We start from the raw sequence: 19,569 nt of genomic DNA on the forward strand, positions 1-19,569 counted from the left end.
ACAAGCCTGGCACAGAAGCCCGTCAGGCTTATTCCTTATATTTATCGCTAATTCCAAAGCATACGCGTCCCTTGGAAAACGGTACAGGCGGTTCTACTTGTCACTAAGTTGTATCCCTTTTTCCTTTACAAACTTCTCTAGCACCCCAAAGTCCTCGGTAACTTTTTTAAATGGCAAAGATCCCAGTACCTTTTCCCGGTAATCCTTTTTGGCGGCAGTGGACAGACGGGAATCAAGTATGCTGAGTACTCCGAGGTCAGTTTCACTACGGATCAGACGCCCGGTTCCTTGTCTTAAGCGAAGCAGCATGTCCGGTACAAAAACATCTTTTAAGGGATTCTCTGCTAAAGATGCCTTATGTTCATAGACAGGATCGGAAGGAACCGGGAAGGGCAGTCGGAAAATAATTAACTGCGACAAATCGGAACCTTCGATATTCACGCCTTCCCAGAATACACCGGTACTTAGAAGGACGCCCTTACTTCCCCGGAATTCAGCGATCACCCCGTCCTGGGACGATCCTTCTCTTTGGACATGCACCGCCCATGCAAGCTTCTCGGAGCTTAACTTATTATGAATGTACTTCATATCCTCTTTAGCTGAAAAAAGGACCAATGTCCGCCCGTCCGTTAAATTACAGAGTCTTAGCATTTCCTTGTATGCCGCTTCAAGATAACTTTCCCGGTTCTGATGGTTATAGTATGGGATGTCCTTGGCAATATACATCATGGTGTGGTTGTCATAATCAAACGGTGAAGCCTGACGCTCCATATAATCTCCTTTGTAACCGAGGGATTGCGTCAGATATGCATATTGCTCCTCTAGTGTTTCGCCGGTCTGGCACATCGTTGCTGATGTTAAGATAACAGATGTCTTCCCGTTAAATAAGGTATATTTCAGAAACTTGCTTATACCTTTAGGACAGATACTAATGGTAGCTTCCCGCTGGGTATTACTTGCCCAAATCAGGTAGTTATCCTCCACTCCGGAGAGGACATCAAAGAGGTCTATAAGTCCGTTTATGGCTTCAAAAATATTGTCGATCTCCCGCTCATGCTTGGAAGTTAAGACGGAAACGCTGAGATTAACCTCTTTTAGAACCTGCGCCGCTCGTCTTAAGGAAATTCCGGTTATCTCCGACACTTTTATGCGGTCATTGTCTTGCTTGGCTGTTTGCAGCAAATCCGCCTCAACTTGTTTGAATATATGACCAACACATCTTTTTAAAAATTTGAATTGTGACATTAGATCCGTATCTGCGGATTGCTTGAAGAGAATTTGTAAGGCGTCATCCAGCATGCGGCAGGTTCCCCGGAATGTAAACTCAAGCGTTCTTGCATCTCTAACCTTTGCTTCCAGATTATGAGCTTCATCAATTACGATCAGAGCTGGCCGTTCAGTGATTAAACCCTTTGTTCCCTCTTTTTTCTTGATCAAATCACGGATGAGCAGGTCCTGGTTGACGATAATAAAATCCATGTCGCTGGCGTTAGCGTTAATCTTCGCTCTCATCTCATAGAATGAACATGTACTTTTATAATGGCAACGTTCAAATTTGCAATCATTCACACAAACGTTAGACCATACTGCATCCGTAACCCCGCCTTTAATATCTGCTCTCTCATCAATTTCGTAATTCAAAATACACTGGGCAAGTGTAGATAGAGGGGAGCTTGAATCATCAGTCTTGAACAATTCTGCTGCTCTGTACCGGCAAGCATATTGCCCCATGCCTTTTCCGACTACGGAGCGAACCGAAGTAAATCCGAGCCGGCTTCCGATGAATCTCAGATCCTTATGTATCTGTTCTGAAAGCTGTATGGAGGATGTTGCAATAATGATTGGTTGCCTAGAGATTTGGTTAATAAGCAAGCTGGGAATGAGGTATGCAAAGGACTTGCCGATGCCGACTCCAGCTTCAATCATCGCGTTTCGACCATGAATGTAGGCATCAGCGATATCTAGAGACATATCCTGCTGGCCGATTCGCTCTTTAAGTCCAATCCTGGGAAATCTATCATACATTCGAAAGATGGCATTGACTAAAGAGGGCTCGATATCCTTTTTTAGCTCCTGCTTCTGTAATTTATAGAGATCACTTAACCAGCTAATGACGACCGCCCCTTTTCAAATCAATGTTCTTCCTAATTATAGTTTTTTTGGTTTTTTGGTGAGGTTGTAATTATCATAGATGAAGCGCTAACAGTCAAGTGTCAGAATATAGAATGATGCATGTATCCTCTGCTACGTAGGCAAGAGCCTGTTGAATATTCTATTCATAATAAATAGCATCATAAGGAAACTCTAGCTTCTTCATCCGATATTCTTTTGGTGTCATCGACATGTATTCCCGAAAGACTTTACCAAAATAACTTGGACTTTCGAAGCCGCAGCGTTGCCCAACCTCCTGCACAGGTAAATCTGTAGTCCGTAGCAATGCTATGGCAGCCTCCATTCGTCGATCTCTAAGATAAGCGAGAGGAGAGGTCTGCTCCGATTTTTGAAACAACCTGCATAAGTGATATTTGTTTACTCCGCAATAGTCGGAAAGTATATCCAAGGTTACAGGCAATGCATAATTCTCTTTCAGATAGGTTTTAGCCCGCTGAATCAGCGTGATTGAATTTGCGCTTATCTCCTTACGCATTTCCCCGCTCGTTTTTACTAATGTAAGCATCCAGTTATACACTTCGGCAGATAACAAAAACTTGTCTGTTACTTTCTCTTCCGAAATTACCCTCAACAGTTCCCATAAACCTTGTATTAGAGGGGAGTTAGATTCTCTTTGAAGGATGTGGCCTTCTTGTTCTATTACTAAATCCCAGATTCGATTAGCTTCTGCTCCGCGAATATTAAGCCATAAAATCTCCCAAGGCTCTGCCTGTTCTACATAATAATATCGGTGCTTGCTTGGAATTTTGACTAGAAATCCCGAACCTTTGGGCAAAGGAATTGAGTGCTGTTCTAATTCAATATATCCCTGACCACTGAGTGTGTATTGAAAAATGACATGGCCGGAATCGGGGCGTGTATCACCTGAAAATCTGTAATCGGGGCTCCTGATCTTCTGCCATCCTATAGAATCTAGTGTCAAGATCGATGTATCGTCATTTCTAAATGCATAAGATAAAGGCTCAATCATTAGCGTTTCCTTCCTTATTAAAAAAGTCAATTTTGTTATATTGTAGCGCACAACATTTAGATTGTCTTGCGAATCTTTGAACGGTAAGATCAGGTTAGATAAAGGAGTGAATACATATGTCAAATCATAATCTCATACTCAATTTGCTTTTGGATGAGCACTGGTGGGGCGGACGGGTGGCAGACGGGACAAATATGCCATACGGTACGGCACTATTTAGTGCAGATCTGACTACCAGTCATAAAGCCAATCAAGCTTCTCCACTATTGATCTCTAACAAGGGAAGGTTCATTTGGAGTGAAGAGCCGTTTGCATTTCGATTTGAACAAGGAAGTCTTTTGGTGGAAGGGAAAGGAGAATTAGTTACAGGGGAAGGTCATGGAGCCTTGAAAGAAGTATTCCAATATGTCTCCCGTACCTTCTTCCCGCCTGTACCTAGCATCCCGGAGAAATTGCTATTTACGGCTCCGCAGTACAATCTTTGGATTGAACTCCTCTACGAGCCTACACAGGACAAAGTATTACAATATGCCAAGGAGGTTATAAACCATGGTATGCCTCCGGGTGTGATCATGATCGATGATAACTGGCATGAGCCGTATGGTACCTGGACTTTTCATTCCGGTCGCTTTCCTGATCCGAAGGGGATGGTGGAGGAGCTTCACGCTATGGGCTTTAAAGTGATGCTATGGGTGTGTCCCTTTATTAGTCCTGATTCTCTTACTTTCCGTGAACTTGAATTTACGGGCTACCTGTTGAAGGATCGCGAGGGGCAGAATGCCATTCGAAAATGGTGGAACGGGAACAGTGCGGTGCTCGACTGCACCAACCCCCAAGCCGTCATCTGGATACAAGATCAGTTGGATAATCTTCAGCACGAGTATGGAATTGATGGCTTCAAGCTGGATGCCGGTGATGTAGAGTTTTATGAATCGGATGATTGTTGTTATGTGCCGACAAGCCGCAGCGGTCAAAGTGAAGCATGGGCCAGGGTCGGATTGAAATACGAACTGAATGAATACCGCGCCTGCTGGAAGCTCGCAGGTCAGCCGCTTGTACAGAGGTTGAAGGATAAGATTCATGACTGGCAGGGGAACGGACTGGACACGTTAATTCCGGACGGCTTAGCGCAAGGGCTGCTAGGCTATGCCTATACTTGTCCTGATATGATCGGAGGAGGTGAATTCCTGAGCTTTACTTCGGCTGAATTAGATCAGGAGTTAGTGGTACGCTCAGCCCAATGCTCGGCATTATTCCCGATGATGCAGTTTTCGGCTGCGCCTTGGCGTATTTTGGATGAAGATCATTTACGATACTGCGTTGAGGCCGCACAACTTCATTCTCAGTTTGGTCAGGAGATTCTAGAGCTGGCCAGACAATCCTCCTTAACGGGTGAACCTATCGTACGCCATATGGCTTATGAATTCCCTGAAGCAAGCTTTGAGACTATACAGGATCAATTTATGCTCGGAAGCTTCTTACTCGTCGCCCCTGTTATTACAAAAGGAATGAGAACGCGCGTTGTGGCGTTCCCGGCAGGCACTTGGGATGGTGATGACGGCAGCATTGTGGAAGGTCCTTCGACCAAGCAAATTGATGTGCCTCTCAGCAGACTGCCTTACTATAGAAAGCGTTAATATCGTTCCTTCAAAAGCCGCATTATTTGCGGCTTTTTTAATATATAGGCAACCTTTATTAAATGTTGTTATAATTTATTCGATTCAAAAATAAGTACTCAACTTACAGCAGTGGGGGCTAAAGAAGTGAAATTCTCCTTGCGCCAGCAGATGATCATTTCCTTTTCGGTTGTTTTTAGTGTTCTGATCGTCGTCTTTGGCAGTTTGATTCTAAGATACAACTTATCCAGTTATCAGAAGCAAAGCTATGATTCTATGAATAAAGTGGTCAAGGCAAATATTTTATTAATTGATAATTATTTAACACAGATTATTTCCGTGTCCAAAATTGTAGCCAGTGATCCGGATATTATTAAGGCTGTTACTTATCGCAACAGCATCGATGAAATTGATTACTCGGTCGAGCTTTATAATCAACGTAATGTCGACTCCAAAATTAAACAGCTCGATGTTCTTGGCACGATTACAAATGCCTTGGTGATTGGCGATGATTATGAATATTTGTATTACTATGGCAGCTCTCCGGTCAGGGGATATCGCTTCGACCAACAGGAATGGTTCGTCAAATCCGCATTAAATGTAGACAAACCCATTCATTTTACCAACTTTCATTCATCCGACTATCTGCTGGATCATGCAAACCATCAAACTGTATCGGTGATTATGCCAATCATCAACGGTAATCAATACAGTGCAACCCATACCTTTTTAATGACAGACTTTAATCATAATCCGATTATCTCTGATAAGAGCGGCGAAGATAATGTGGAAATCGCTATTTATGATGGGACTACACCTATTCAATTTGCTAACAACAGCAATCTTTCCACGCTTCAAAAGAATGAAGTTGCCAAACATCTAAAAAAGAATGAAAAATCATTTATTATTTCTAAATCCGGCAGTGATTCCGTATCATACCTCATTATCAATGAGCCATCTCTTGTTTCGGGTTGGTCCATTCTTGGGATCATGCCGCTTACGGAAATGGAGGAAATGAAATCCAATACTTCCAAAGTGGTTATAACGATTATCGTAACCGCTTGCATTGGCGTCATTATTTTGTCTGTGATGATTTCGCGATCCATCCTAAACCCTATGCAGAGCTTGTTGCAACGATTTAATCAAATTGCATCGGGGCGCAGAGATATCACCTTTAAATATTCCAAGAGCAAAGAAGTGAATTTGATTGCTGAAACGGCTGACTATATGCTCAAAAGTATCAACCATTTAACGGATGAGATTGTAGAAGAGCAAACAAGATTAGCAGGTGAGCAGCTTAAAGCGCTTCAGCATCAGATCAATCCTCATTTCTTGAATAACGTGCTTCAGTCGATAAAAGCAATGGCAGTAACGGGCGATAATCATTCCATCTCTCGTGCAACGACGCTGCTTGGTAAAATCTTGTCGTATTCGGTTTATAACCCTTATGAAATGGTAGGGCTAAAGCAGGAGTTTGAATACACCGAAAATTATATCGCCCTGCAAAACATACGCTTTAACGATCTGATTATTTTTGATGCACATTGTGATGAACAGCTGGAACATTTCTTGGTGCCTAAACTGATGATTCAGCCTCTGGTTGAAAATGCAATCGAGCATGGTTTTGAGAACCGGAAGGAAGGCTCCATTTTCGTATCGGCAGAAGATGATGGAGATGAAATTTATATATCCGTTACAAATAACGGCAATTCTATTGAGATTGCGGACATGGAGCGTATTAATGAGATGCTATCCAGCCGGGATACCTATACACAAAGCAAAAGTATCGGACTATTAAATCTAAATCAAAGGCTGAAAAGCTGTTTTGGATCACAAGCAGAAGTGAAAATGTTATCGAAGGGCGGCATAAATACAACCATTGTTATTACGATACCCAAAGCAGGAAGAGGATGAATATGCTGACAGCAATTATTGTAGATGATGAGAATTTGTCCGTTAAAATGATGGAAAGTATTTTGGATTGGCATGGGCTTGGCATTAGCATCAGTGGAACAGCAGAGAACGGTATTGAAGCTTTGGAACTTTTTTACCGTGTGAATCCTAATATCATTATTACAGATATAAGAATGCCAGGATTGAATGGACTCGATTTTATTAAAAAAGCGAAGCTTATGAATCCTGAAGCTGAATTTATTTTAATCAGTGCTTTTGCTGATTTTGATTATGTTAAAAAAGCGATGGAACTCGGTTGTTGCAATTATATTTTAAAGCCGGTAGATGAATATGAGCTGGAGCAGACACTGAAAAAAATCGTTGCCAAAATAGAGGATAAAAAAGCAGCTGAAAAAGATGCGCTGAAAAAGCAAATGGAGCATCATAAATTGGCGATTTACCATTATATGAATTCGGGTGCTAATCCGCTAGCCGCAGGAAAAAGCGCTGGAAAGCTGGAGATCAATTTCGAAAGTTACTGCTTATTTAACTTTATTCTTAAGGATCAATCTATTAATGATTATATTGAAGGCGGCATGCAATTGGACGCACAAATGCCTTTTATTATGGAACGGATGTCCTCGGTGATTAAAGAGTTTGGGCAATGTATGCTGTTCCCTTATAGCGACTATTCCTGGACAGCCATTCTCAGTGGGAACTGCTCGCAGGAGGATCTGCAGAAGTGCGCTTTGAAAATGATCACTTTATTTAAAAATGAAATTCACAGAGACATTAATGTCTGCTTTAGTCCGCAAGGAACCCGGTTTGATGAATTGCCACAGCTATATCGACACCTTACTTCTCTTATCCGTTACAGTGCCTACGTCAGGGATGAGCCAATCCTGGGTTACGGCTACAATATAATAGAAGAATATATACAGCAAACGGATTTTTTGGTCTATATTAAGCAGCTGACCGATGCCTTAAACAATAACGAATCGGAGGACGCGGCATGTATCGTTGAAGAAGTACTGATGTTATCATGCAAATCCAATCCGGAATATCTGCACTTGTTTATTGATTTCTACTATACGGTTTTCTGTGCGATACGAGAAAAATTAGTCGAAGAAAACAATCTATCTGAAGAGCATCATGAAATCCTCAACTTGAGTTATAAGGATATATCCGATATGTCCACTGCGAACGAAATAAGCCGCTTTTTGAATCGGATCATTCAGCTTCTCCAGGGAAATCATCTTCAACCAGCGAGATCTCAATACGGTCAATTGGTTGAAACAGCTATCCGCTATTTGAGTGAAAACTACAACCGCAATTTGTCTTTGGAAGAAATATGTACTGAACTGGCAGTTAGTAAAAACTACTTTAGTTATTTATTTAAACAAAAAACAGGGAAAAATTTATGGGCTTATTTGACGGATATTCGGGTTAGTAAATCCAAGGAACTATTGCGAACGACAGCGTATAAGAGCTACGAAATCGCGTATATGGTCGGGTATGATAACCCAAGCTATTTTTCTAAATTATTCAAGAAATCCACCGGTCAGACACCGAATGAATATCGTGCGGCAATTAATTCATAAAGAGTCTGTCTGTTGAAACCTATAAAACATTGATAAAAGGCTTACCCTCCGGTAGTGCAGATGGGGGTAGGCTTTTGTGATTTAGGATGCCGATCTTAATAAATTACATAATTTATTTCTTTAATCGTAATATATTTGCAATCGTTTACAAGTAGGGGCGGAATTCGCTCAACTAAAAATCAAACTCCTTAATTTATTGCCATAAGTACGGAATACGCTTTCTTTTATGCGAAGAGAGAACGTTTTATCATAATCATGTAAACACTTTCAATCAAGTTAAAGGGGGAAACACAATAATGAACAAGAAATGGATGCCTCTGCTGCTGGCTTTTGCAATGCCGATGGTTATGGTGGCAGGCTGCAGCAAAAGCAATCAAACAGAAAATGCGACTGCATCCTCAGACCAGGGAACTAAAACAGAGGGGCAAGTTTCGATCCGGATTATGGGCTACAACTCGGAAGCATCAAGAGCAACCTATTTGAAGATGCTGCAAGAAAAGCTTCCCAACATCAAAGTAGAATTTCAATTTGTCGCGCTCGATAATTTTAATAATGTTTTAAACACTCAGCTGCAAGCAGGTGAAGGCCCAGATATTATTGAATTGGGCGGAGAAGCCCGATTGCTTGCCAAAGCAGGTTATTTGATGGATTTGACGAGCGAAAGCTTTGTGTCCAAATATGCAGATGCGGGTCTGACTCCTTATTCTGTTGAGGGTAAGGTTTATGCGACCCCGTTACAAAGCTGGTACGAAGGGATTTTCTACAATAAGAAAATATTTAACGATAACGGGATTCAAATTCCAAAAAACTTCGACCAGTTCATTGAAATTCAGAAGGATTTAGCGGCTAAGGGAATTAAGCCTCAAACCATGGGAGCTCAATCTTGGGAGCCAATGATGAAGCAAAGCATTGGTCTTGTAAATAATGATTATTATTCAAATCCGAGTAATAAGGGCTTCGACGAGAAATTTAATAAAGGGGAAGCGAGCCTTGCGGAGACATGGGAACCTTATGTAGAAAACTGGTCGCGTATGATCAAAGAAGGTATTCTTAAGCCGGATATGCTGGGACTGAGCTATGATCAGGCACTGGATGAGTTCGCTACAGGTAAAGCGGCTATGTGGGAAAGCGGTCCGTGGGCAGTGAGCACCATTTTGGAAAAAAGCCCGGATTTTGAACTTGGCATGTTCCCGATCCCAGGCTCTAATGAAGGTCCAGGCTGGTTAGTGGGTGGACCTGGATCAGCTTTTGCCATTAACGCGAACACGAAGCATAAAGCCGAAGCGCTTCAGATTCTGGAACTTACTGCAACACCAGAGGCGCAGCAAGCATTAATTAAAGATAATGCCGGGAGCTCTTTCCTTAAGGGAGTAGATGTGGATCTCGGAGAGATTTATGCGGACGCTAAAGAGGCTTTTAAGGCAGGAAACGTATACGCTCCTTGGACAGCGGCATGGGATTCAGGGAATCCGATTGTAGAAGCTTATGGGAAATCGCTACAAGAAGTACTTGCTGGGACCAAAACTGTGAAGCAAGCGCTTGAGGATGCGGATCAAGTGAATCAGACGATGCGTGATTCGTTGAAATAACAAGAGAAAGCTACAGGGGATAAAGCCGGCCGCTATATAGCTCACCGGCCTTTTCTCTAGGGTAGACATAGAAAGGAGAGACACCACTTGAATATCAAACATAGAGATCGGGTTTTTCTTATGATGATCCTTCCTGCCTTTATTGGTTTTACAATACTTTTTATTGTGCCGACACTCATGAGCTTTGGGTATAGTGTAACGAATTGGTCGGTGTATAAGCCCAATTTCAGCTTTATTGGCCTAGATAATTATGTGAAATTATTTCATGATACCAAAAATATGACAGCGATCAAAAACTCTGTAAATTATGCGTTAGTGATCACGATCATCCAGAACACCCTGGCGATTCTATTCGCAACGCTGCTTAATAAAACAGGATTTGTCACCAATCTCGTCAAATCCATTTTCTTTTTTCCAGCAGTGTTAAGTGTATTGGTCGTAGGGTTTTTGTTCCAATACATAATGACCTCGGCAGATTACGGATTGTTAAACAATATTATTCAGTTTTTTGGAGGTCATCCTGTCAATTGGCTAGGAAACGGTAAAATTGCACTTTATTCTGTACTGTCGACTCAGGTATGGCAATGGACAGGTTGGAGTATGGTTATTTATATCGCCAATTTGAAAAGCATTGATTCTTCCCTTTATGAAGCGGCCAATATCGACGGCGCCAGCAAGCTTCAAACCTTTAGAACAATTACGCTTCCTCTGCTGTATCCTGCTGCCTCATTTAATATTTTGATGAGTCTGATCGGAGGAGTGAAGGTATTTGATGTTGTATTTGCTATGACTAAAGGGGGACCCGGCTCTGCTACGGAGACCATCATGACAACATTGATTCGGGAAGGGTTCAGTTCAGGACGAACTGCGTACGCTTCGGCATTTGCTGTTGTATTCTTTGTCATTGTATTTACCCTATCCAAACTGGTTACCTTCTTCTTGAATAAATGGGAGGAGAGAATTTCATGAAAATCAAGAATAGAAAATTACGATCTTCGTTTACTAATATAATGTATCTGTTGGCTGGAGCGGTTGTATTTCTTCCGATTTATTATTTGCTGATCACTACGTTTAAGACACCGGCAGAAGCCACAGCAAGCCCGCTTGGGCTTCCCAAGTCACTGAACTTTAGCAATTATAGTAAGGCATACAGCGCTATGGATTATCCGAGAGCAGTATCAAACAATCTGTTAATTACCGTGTGTTCTGTCATTATTATTATTTTAATTTCTTCTATGGCCGCTTATGTAATCGCTAGAAGTGACCGGAAAATTTTTAAATGGATGTTTTCGATATTTATGGTCGGGTTGATTATTCCTTTTCAAATTGCGATTATCCCTCTGTATAAAATCATTTCGGGAATGAATCTCATGAATACTTTTCCCGGCATCATTCTAATTGATGTTTTCTGCATCAACTTGCCATTATCCATCTTTTTGTTCAGGGGTTTTATTTATACCGTACCGATAGAACTGGAGGAAGCAGCGGCCATTGATGGATATGGAACTTTCCGTACGTTCTGGAGCATTATATTTCCATTACTAAAACCCATCGTTTCCACTGTGGCAATTTTAGATGCCTTGGCAATCTGGAATGACTTTCTGACGCCGCTTCTGTTCCTCCAAGATCCGAACAAAGCGGTACTGCTGCAAGAGGTATATAAAAACGTCGGTCCGTTTTCTACGGATTGGACCTCCTTTTTCCCAATGCTAGTGTTGGCCACTCTGCCTTTGGTTATCTTCTTCCTGATTATGCAGAAGAGCATCATCGACGGTGTTGTCGCTGGTGCGGTGAAAGGATAAGTTATAAACGACAGAAGAACAGCGATCCTCCATCCTTGGAGAATCGCTGTTCTGTCTTTTCGGTCAATTGTGATTAAGAAGCTGATTTAGGAGTAAACGCTCTACGAATAACCTTTGTCAATTCCATTAGGATGACGGCGCCTAGTGCCAGACCACTTGCAATCAGCCAATCGGACATTCCGAACGAAGCTGGAATCGAGAAGATTTCTCTAACCCCAGGCAGAACCGCAATGCCATAAAAGGCAAAGCAGACCAGAACAGCTCCGATGACGTATTTGTTGCTGAAAAAGCCAGCTTCAATAGCGGTTTGACTGTTCGAGCGGGCGGCAAAGGTCTGAAGCGTACGAGACAGGATCAGGGTTGTGAACGCCATAGCCACGCCCATATCAGGGGAATGCTGGAGTCCGATATACAAGGATACAATTACGGCTATACCAATCAGTAGACCACGGGTAATAATAGCCTGCATCATTCCTCCGGCAAATATACCTTCCTTGAGTTCTCTTGGATTTCTGTTCATCACATTAGGTTCAGGTTTCTCCATACCAAGCGCAATGGCTGGGAGAGAATCATTCGCCAGGTTGATAAATAGAAGCTGAATCGCCGTGAAGGGATTAATCCAGTCGAAAATCAGGGCAAAGAGAATGGCGATAATCGCACCCAGGTTACCTGAAAATAAATAGGCGATCGCTTTTTTGATATTGTCGAATACCGTTCTGCCCACAGATACAGCATTAACAATCGATACAAAATTATCATCGGTCAAAATCATGGCAGCCGCATCTTTAGCAACGTCGGTTCCACTGCCCATAGCAACACCGATATCTGCTTGCTTCAAGGCAGGTGCGTCATTTACGCCATCACCGGTCATGGCTGTAATTTTGCCTTTTCGCTGCCACGCACGGACAATTCTGATCTTGTTCTCCGGGGAGACTCGGGCGTATACACCAATCTGCTCAAGCTTATTATCCAGTTCTTCGTCAGACATGGCATCGAGCTCTTGACCGGTTACGGCAATTTCTTTTTCGGTCATCAGGCCGATATCGCGTCCAATCGCTTGTGCGGTTGTCTTATGATCACCAGTAATCATGATGGTCCGAATTCCAGCCTTCTTAGATTCTTCGATCGCACCATAGACAGCTTCCCGAGGGGGATCAATCATAGCTGTTAAACCTACGAGTACCAGGTTTTGTTCATCCTCCAGCCCGACTTCAGTGACCGTATTGGGTACAGTTTTGTAAGCATAGGCAAGTACACGTAGTGCTCTGCTGGAGAATTCCTCATTGGCTTCAATGAAACGATCAAGAACTTCCGGAGTCATCGGCACTTCTTGTCCACTTAGTAGTACATGCGTACAAAGACTAAAGAGTACATCCGGTCCGCCTTTGGTGATCATTGCTTTTTGTCCGTTAAAAGTGTGTAAGGTCGTCATCAGCTTGCGATCCGAGTCAAAAGGAAGTTCGGCTTCGCGAGGGAAATTGTCGCGTATTTCCTTGTAATCTTTGTTCATGCTGTTACTGAAGGCAATAAGTGCCACCTCAGTTGGATCGCCTAGTTCTTTACCATCCTCATTAATGTTAGAGTCGTTACAAAGCACGGCAATGTGTAGGAGGCGCCGGGCTTCCTCAGACCATTCTTCGGGCTCACGATTGAATTGATCACGGTCACCTTCCGGTAAAAAGTAATCTACAACCGTCATTTTATTCTGGGTCAGGGTGCCGGTTTTGTCCGTACAGATGACACTGGTTGACCCAAGTGCCTCGACGGCTGGAAGCTTACGGATAATCGCATGTTGCTTAGCCATCTTGTTCGTACCTACAGATAAGACAATCGTTACAATGGAGGATAGAGCTTCTGGAATAGCGGCGACCGCTACAGCGACTGCAAACATTAGGGCATTCAGAATGGCTTCCGTGGTATCCACTGTATCATTCGACAGCCAAACACGTCCGGCTTGGATGGCAAAGATCAAAACGGACAGCACGATAATCGCTACACCCAACTGCTTGCTAAAGGTTTCGAGCTTACGCTGTAGTGGCGTCTGCTTGGCTTCGGCGCTCTCAATGAGTTCAGCGATTTTGCCGATTTCGGTTGTCAGTGCAGTTCCTGTTACTACAAGAGTTCCACGGCCATATACAACCAAAGAACCGCTAAACGCCATATTACGGCGGTCCCCGAGTGGAGATTCTTTCGCGATGGTATCCGTATGCTTCTCTACAGCTTCGGATTCTCCGGTCAGCATGCCTTCATTGATCTTCAAGCTTCCCGATTCTATGATACGGCCGTCGGCAGGTACAAAATCTCCAGCCTCCAGTAATACGATATCACCGCGAACAAGCTCTCTGGCAGGGACGGTTTTTAAGGCTCCATCCCGCAACACTTTGGCCTCGGGTGCTGACATCTGCTGCAGGGCATCAAGTGAACTCTCCGCTTTACGTGTTTGGATGACACTTATAACTGCATTGAGAATCAACACGAGGAAAATGATAAGCGACTCCATAACTTGGCCCATAACAATCTGGACAATGGCCGCAATAAGCAGTACGACCACCATAGGGTCCTTGAAATTTTCAAGAAAAAGCTTCCAGAGGGGATCTTTTTTCTTTCCTTTTAATTCATTGTAACCATCACGTTCCAGTCGTTTGTCGACTTCTGCCGACTTAAGCCCGTTAGTTGTACTCTGCACTTCCTGTAAACTGTCTGTTACATTCTTGCGGTAATACTCCACTAATGATAGCTCCTCTCCGCTGTGCTGTGTCTTTGTTTAGGTCTCATAAGCTTCGATTTACTGCATAAGTGCACATAACTGCGTGTTCTACACAAGTATGGTATATCAGTTCGTCAAATCAGTAGACTTCAGGACCTATCTTCAAACTTACGATTTAACTTGGCGCAAGTTTCAAAATATGGAGCTTAGTATGCGCATATCTAAAAAAAGATCATTCGTAATCGTCTATATTGTGAAATCTTTTTAATGAATAGTATTGGATTACCTATGAAGAAGTCTTATTACATGGGAAGACATAAGGAATTCCTGGATCCTGCGTGTGTTTTCCTATGATTATGGGGTAACGCCTTTAGTATCAGTATAGTAGTGGATAGAATCGGAAGGTAAAATAATGTGAGTATATATGTAAGCGTTCACAGAATGGAGGCGATTAATACCAAGAAAAGATGTTTCTGCAATGAGTGTACAAATGGGGACAACATTATCCGACATTGCGAATTGGATTGGTGGACCTGCACCTGATACGACAGCACTTTATTCGTGATTTGTTTAAGATAATTATTGGCCTCAGCTAATTCTGCGGAAGCTTCCGCCTTTGTCATAGTCTTCCATACACCTTCGGCATGGTTAACCGTATGAACCATCCGTATGATTCGCCTCGTTGGATACGGTCAGCGTTTCAGAGTAGGTCCAATGGCAGGTGCAAAAATAATAGCTAACCCTACCATTCCCATGGCAGCCCCTCTTTTTGCAGGAGGGAACAGGGTCAAGATGACATTCGTGAGCAGTGGCATGATAATCCCGGCCCCGGCAGCCTGAATCATACGCCCGGTCAGCAGAATAGGGAAGTTTGTCGCGATTGCCGAGACGATCGTGCCGGCCAGAAATATAAACATAGAAGCTTGAAAAAGTTCTCGCGTCGTAAACCGTTGCATCAAATAAGCGGTAATTGGGATTAGAACCCCGTTCACCAGCATATAGCCTGTTGTTAGCCACTGAGCGGTTGCAGCCGAAATATTGAAATCATGCATAAATTCGGGAACGGCTACGCTCATTACCGTATGATTCAGTGTCGCAAGAAAGGCGCCCAATATCATGATGAATAAGATGGGTCCCTTTTTTACGGAACTGCTTGTTACTTCTGTCTTTGTACTCACTCCACTCCATCCTTTCAAATCGTCGATCATGGACTAAATTTACAGTGTGTTGTATAGTTTACAATGCATGAATTAGATTATAAATGAAATTTTCATGTAATCAAGCAACGATTTGCGAAAAAATGTAAAATAGTTTACATTCAATTTAAATTTGTAGTGTTTTCTCATTAAAAAACAACAATTTTTTGTAAAATGTAGTTTACGATAAGTTAGTTAAAGATTGGAGAGAGTAAGATGAATAACACAACGCAACGTACAGATCCCCGGGTACTTCGTACACGTCAATTGCTTAGAGATGCTGTGATTTAATTGCTGGAGGAAATGGATATTGAGAAAATATCAGTAAACCGTATTGCAGAGCGGGCTAAAATCAATCGTGTTACTTTTTATCTGCATTATCGGGACCTCCCGGATATGTTGGAAAAGATGGCGGATGAGATGGTGGAGGACATTCTGCAAGTGGTGAACAACGATAACGACCATCACGAATCGGTTGAGGAAGAGAATTTAAGGATATTAGAGAGTCTGCTTGAGCATATTGCGGAAAATGCAAAATTCCACAAAGTTATACTCACATCGAAACGGAACCGATTTTTACAGATCGCCTGTTCAACTTGATGGCGGAGATCATTTCTGCTCACCAGGAGAAAAAGGAGGGCGCCGCTGATCATTCCAAGATGCCCATACAGAAGGACATTGCCGTTTGGTACGGTTCAGCCGCCCTAATTGGCACGGTTATTTCTTGGCTTCGAGATGACATGCCTTATACGCCGGTATATCTAGCCAGACAAATCAGTATACTGCGCGCTAACTAGCCAAATGAATATGCTCAAAAGAAAAAGCCGCGCAACGTTGCGCGGCTTTTGATGTGTACAGAGCGGGTAAATCACTGCACACTGAGATTATCCCAGTTGACTTGGAATTCCTTCAGCATGCCTTCTTTGGTCAGCTTGCCACCGAGATAGCCTTGAATGCTGCTGGATAATTCCTGCGGCATCCCGTTCGGCAGGCGGGTCCAGTTCCAGGTCAGCGCTTGATCATTATCGGTATAGGCCAGCACCTCAGCACCTAGTGCTCCAAGATCTTCTTCGGTTCCGTTAATGTTGTCGAGCGCAGGGATGAACTGGAATTCCTTGGTGATATATTTTTCCCCCGTCTCGGAGGTGACGAGCCAATTCAGGAAGACCTTGGCCTCTTCTTTGACGGGGGAGTTCTTATTGATCACCCAATTGCTTGGTACGCCTACATACAGCTTGTCGTTATCTTCGGGTGTGTCATCAATGGGCATCGGCAGGATGCCCAGATTAAGATTGGAATCAATGCCGTCGATCTGTCCTTGTGTCCAGTTGCCCTGCTGCATCATTGCGGCTTCGCCGCTCGCTACCATAGTGACTTGGGTATTATAGTCGGTCGAGAGCGGGTTCTTGTTGCCATATTCAACAGTAAGGTCGAGTAGATCGATCCACTTGGAGAAAATAGGATCTCCGGCAAAGGTCTTGGAGCCGTCTGTAAGTCCGGCGATAAACGCTTCGGGATCTGGTTGCTGAGCGAAAGCTACGTTCACATTATGATTGCCGAGCACGAACCATTCCTGGTACCCATTGGCAAAAGGTGTGATCCCTGCCGACTTTAACTTCTCGGAGGCTTCACGTAGTGCGGTTAGGGTCAATGGCTTCTCTGTGATGCCGGCCTTCTTAAACAGATCCTTATTATAGATGAAGCCGTAGCCTTCCAGATTCATCGGCATGCCATAGAGCTTTCCATCTATGGTCATTTGATCTGCTGCAAGCGGCTTTACATCCTTAGCCCAAGCTTCACCGCTCAGATCCTCTAGATATTCCAGCCACATATCTCTTTCATTGTTGCCGCCGATGGTGAAGATATCCGGTTCATCTCCGGAAGAGAATTTGGCGCGTAGGGAAGCACCGTAATCGGTACCGCCACCCACGCTCTGAATCTCCAGTTTAATATCTGGGTGTTCCTTCTCGAATTCAGTCTTAAGCGAAGCCAGCGCTTCGGATATTTCAACCTTGAACTGGTAGATATGCACGGTTTTGACTCCATTTGCATTGTCGCTGCTGCGTCCGCAGCCGGCTGTCAGGGTAGCCAGCAGCAGGGAGCATGCGAGGAGAATTCCACGTTGTATTCTCATATTCATTCATTCATCCTCTCTGGCTGAAAGTAACTTGTAGTCGTTAGCCCTTTACGGAGCCTTGGGCAATGCCTTCAATAATATATTTTTGCATGACTAGGAAAAAGATGACCACGGGCGTAATCCCGAGCACGAGTCCCGGAAGTGCCAAATCCCACTGCTTCGTATATTGTCCGAAAAAGCTATAAATGGCGATGGGAATGGTGCGAAGCCCCGGGTCCTGCAGAATAAGCGAAGGCATCAGGTAATCGTTCCAGATCCACAGGGTATTCAGAATGATGACGGTGATAATAATCGGCTGCATGAGCGGAAGTACAATTCGGAAAAAAGTGCCGTAAGGACTGCTGCCATCCACCCTTGAAGCCTCTTCAATATCAAGAGGTACCGATTTGACGAAGCCATGGAACAGAAAGACAGTCATCGGGGCGCCAAATCCAAGATAGGCTAAGATCAAACCAGCGGTTGAATCCATAACCCCGATTCCGCTGACGACCTGCACCAGCGGAATCATGATCGACTGAAACGGGATAACCATAGCGGCTACTAATGCAATATAAAGCATGCGGTTGTACAAGCTGTTATTGCGGACCATTTTATAGGCACACATAGAGCAGAGGAACGCTAGCAGAATATTACTAACCACCGTGATGATAAAAGAGTTCAGGAAGGCACGAGGGAAATTGGTAGCTTTCCAAGCTTCGGCGTAGTTGCTCCACTGGAACGCGGTAGGCAGCGCAGCAGAATCTGAAAGAATCTCACTATAGCTTTTTACTGAGTTCGCTAGCAAAAAGTAAAATGGCACCAGGAATAGAAGACCTAGCAGGATCACAATCACTTCGACGAGAAGCAGAGGCACGTTGAATTTTTTGGCAGTAGTCTCCATTACAGCTCCACCTCTCTTTTCTTGGTTGCTCTAACCTGCAGCAGGGAGATCACAGCTACGATGACGAAGAAAATCATTGCTTTGGCCGAGCCCATACCGAACCTGCTGATCGTGTAGGCCTCATTATAAATATTCAACGCTACAGATTCGGTAGCTTTGAAGGGGCCGCCCTTGGTCAGCGACAGGTTAAGGTCGAATAGCTTAAACGACCAGGAGATCGACAGGAACAGGCAGACGGTTACAGCTGGCATAACGAGCGGGATGGTGACATGGCGTAAAGCCTGAAAACGTCCAGCGCCATCCACCTTCGAGGCTTCAATCAGGCTTTTGGGAACGTTGTTGATTGCGGAGATGTAGATGACCATCAGGTACCCTGCATTTTGCCAGACAAATACGATCACAATCGCCCAGAAGGCCGTCCCTCCGGTGCCCAGCCATGGAAGATTGAAGAAGGACCAACCGGTAGCTTGTCCGATAGAAGAGAATCCTCTAACAAAAATAAACTGCCAAATGAACCCGAGCAAAAGTCCGCCGATGACATGAGGGACAAAAAATACCGTTCTCAGAACATTGCGCGTAAACAGCTTGCGGGTCAGTACATAAGCGAGTGCAAAGCCGAGCAGATTGGTCAGTACTAAACCAAAGAAAGTGAACTTCGCTGTGAACCAGAAAGAATTAAGAAAGGAAGGATCTTTAGTGAAGATATGTAGATAATTCCGGAGCCCGGTCCACTCCACATGACGCGAAATTCCGTTCCAGCTGGTAAATGAATAATAGAGTCCCAGAAAGAAAGGAATCAGCACAATAATAAAGAAAAACAGGGAAGTTGGCCCGACAAAAACAAACTGCTGTATCAGGCGTGATCTTTTTCTATGGTCCATCGTTCCTCACCCCTTTTTGTTAATGTAAACTTTTCATTCTATAACCGGATTGGTGATTAACCGAAACAAGCAGGCTAGAAATCCGCTCTGCTTCAGAATGATTTCTTCTCAGGCTTGACAGCCCT

13 protein-coding genes and 2 pseudogenes are annotated in these 19,569 nt (G+C 43.6%); 7 read left to right on the forward strand and 8 right to left on the reverse strand.

All coding sequences use genetic code 11. The annotated features are described in order from the left end of the window. Positions 1–93 precede the first annotated feature (93 nt). Positions 94–1,971 carry an ATP-dependent DNA helicase gene (locus ACN6MV_RS07665; protein WP_419886083.1) on the reverse strand — a complete coding sequence of 626 codons (1,878 nt, stop codon included), beginning with the start codon at positions 1,969–1,971 and terminating at the stop codon, positions 94–96. A 301-nt stretch (positions 1,972–2,272) separates the two neighbouring features. Continuing rightward, on the reverse strand, positions 2,273–3,142 hold the full coding sequence (locus ACN6MV_RS07670; protein WP_419886084.1) for an AraC family transcriptional regulator: 870 nt from the start codon (positions 3,140–3,142) through the stop codon (positions 2,273–2,275). Between the two features lie 116 nt (positions 3,143–3,258). Here ACN6MV_RS07670 and ACN6MV_RS07675 point away from each other — a divergent pair, with 116 nt between their 5' ends. The 6 genes from ACN6MV_RS07675 to ACN6MV_RS07700 all read left to right on the forward strand — a co-directional run bounded on the left by ACN6MV_RS07675 (position 3,259) and on the right by ACN6MV_RS07700 (position 11,643). Next, positions 3,259–4,779, forward strand: a complete 1,521-nt coding sequence (locus ACN6MV_RS07675; protein WP_419886085.1) for a glycoside hydrolase family 31 protein — start codon at positions 3,259–3,261, stop codon at positions 4,777–4,779. 126 nt (positions 4,780–4,905) lie between these two features. Continuing rightward, on the forward strand, positions 4,906–6,672 hold the full coding sequence (locus tag ACN6MV_RS07680; protein ID WP_375105196.1) for a sensor histidine kinase: 1,767 nt from the start codon (positions 4,906–4,908) through the stop codon (positions 6,670–6,672). Positions 6,673–6,674: 2 nt separating this feature from the next. Further along, a complete protein-coding gene (locus tag ACN6MV_RS07685) occupies positions 6,675–8,252 on the forward strand; it encodes a response regulator transcription factor (protein WP_419886086.1) in 1,578 nt (525 codons plus the stop codon). A 296-nt stretch (positions 8,253–8,548) separates the two neighbouring features. Continuing rightward, positions 8,549–9,841, forward strand: coding sequence for an ABC transporter substrate-binding protein (locus ACN6MV_RS07690; RefSeq protein ID WP_419886087.1), 1,293 nt, complete (start codon positions 8,549–8,551; stop codon positions 9,839–9,841). Positions 9,842–9,928: 87 nt separating this feature from the next. Further along, positions 9,929–10,810 (forward strand): carbohydrate ABC transporter permease, encoded by an 882-nt coding sequence (locus ACN6MV_RS07695; protein ID WP_052414512.1) that lies wholly within the window; start codon positions 9,929–9,931, stop codon positions 10,808–10,810. Further along, a complete protein-coding gene (locus ACN6MV_RS07700) occupies positions 10,807–11,643 on the forward strand; it encodes a carbohydrate ABC transporter permease (protein WP_375105200.1) in 837 nt (278 codons plus the stop codon). The genes ACN6MV_RS07695 and ACN6MV_RS07700 overlap by 4 nt, the downstream gene beginning before the upstream one ends. 73 nt (positions 11,644–11,716) lie before the next feature. Here ACN6MV_RS07700 and ACN6MV_RS07705 read toward each other — a convergent pair whose 3' ends face one another. The 3 genes and pseudogenes from ACN6MV_RS07705 to ACN6MV_RS07715 form a co-directional block, all read right to left on the reverse strand. Then, positions 11,717–14,371 carry a cation-translocating P-type ATPase gene (locus tag ACN6MV_RS07705; RefSeq protein ID WP_042125313.1) on the reverse strand — a complete coding sequence of 885 codons (2,655 nt, stop codon included), beginning with the start codon at positions 14,369–14,371 and terminating at the stop codon, positions 11,717–11,719. A gap of 413 nt (positions 14,372–14,784) precedes the next feature. After that, a complete protein-coding gene (locus ACN6MV_RS07710) occupies positions 14,785–15,015 on the reverse strand; it encodes a hypothetical protein (RefSeq protein WP_339289803.1) in 231 nt (76 codons plus the stop codon). A 36-nt stretch (positions 15,016–15,051) separates the two neighbouring features. After that, positions 15,052–15,558, reverse strand: a pseudogene (locus ACN6MV_RS07715) (MFS transporter); the annotation flags it as partial. Positions 15,559–15,762: 204 nt separating this feature from the next. Between ACN6MV_RS07715 and ACN6MV_RS07720 the strand changes: the two are divergent. Further along, positions 15,763–16,343: pseudogene (locus tag ACN6MV_RS07720) on the forward strand (TetR/AcrR family transcriptional regulator). Positions 16,344–16,414: 71 nt separating this feature from the next. On the opposite strand, the gene ACN6MV_RS07725 reads toward ACN6MV_RS07720, so the two are convergent. The 3 genes from ACN6MV_RS07725 to ACN6MV_RS07735 are packed head-to-tail and all read right to left on the reverse strand — an operon-like array spanning position 16,415 to position 19,444. Continuing rightward, positions 16,415–17,680: an ABC transporter substrate-binding protein gene (locus tag ACN6MV_RS07725; protein ID WP_419886725.1), complete on the reverse strand. Its 1,266-nt coding sequence runs from the start codon at positions 17,678–17,680 to the stop codon at positions 16,415–16,417. A gap of 43 nt (positions 17,681–17,723) precedes the next feature. Next, positions 17,724–18,563, reverse strand: a complete 840-nt coding sequence (locus ACN6MV_RS07730; RefSeq protein WP_419886088.1) for a carbohydrate ABC transporter permease — start codon at positions 18,561–18,563, stop codon at positions 17,724–17,726. After that, positions 18,563–19,444 (reverse strand): carbohydrate ABC transporter permease, encoded by an 882-nt coding sequence (locus ACN6MV_RS07735; protein ID WP_042125321.1) that lies wholly within the window; start codon positions 19,442–19,444, stop codon positions 18,563–18,565. The genes ACN6MV_RS07730 and ACN6MV_RS07735 overlap by 1 nt, the downstream gene beginning before the upstream one ends. Positions 19,445–19,569: the final 125 nt, after the last annotated feature.

Origin of the sequence: Paenibacillus sp. B-A-8 (assembly GCF_048572915.1) — a bacterium.
GTDB lineage: Bacteria > Bacillota > Bacilli > Paenibacillales > Paenibacillaceae > Paenibacillus_AQ.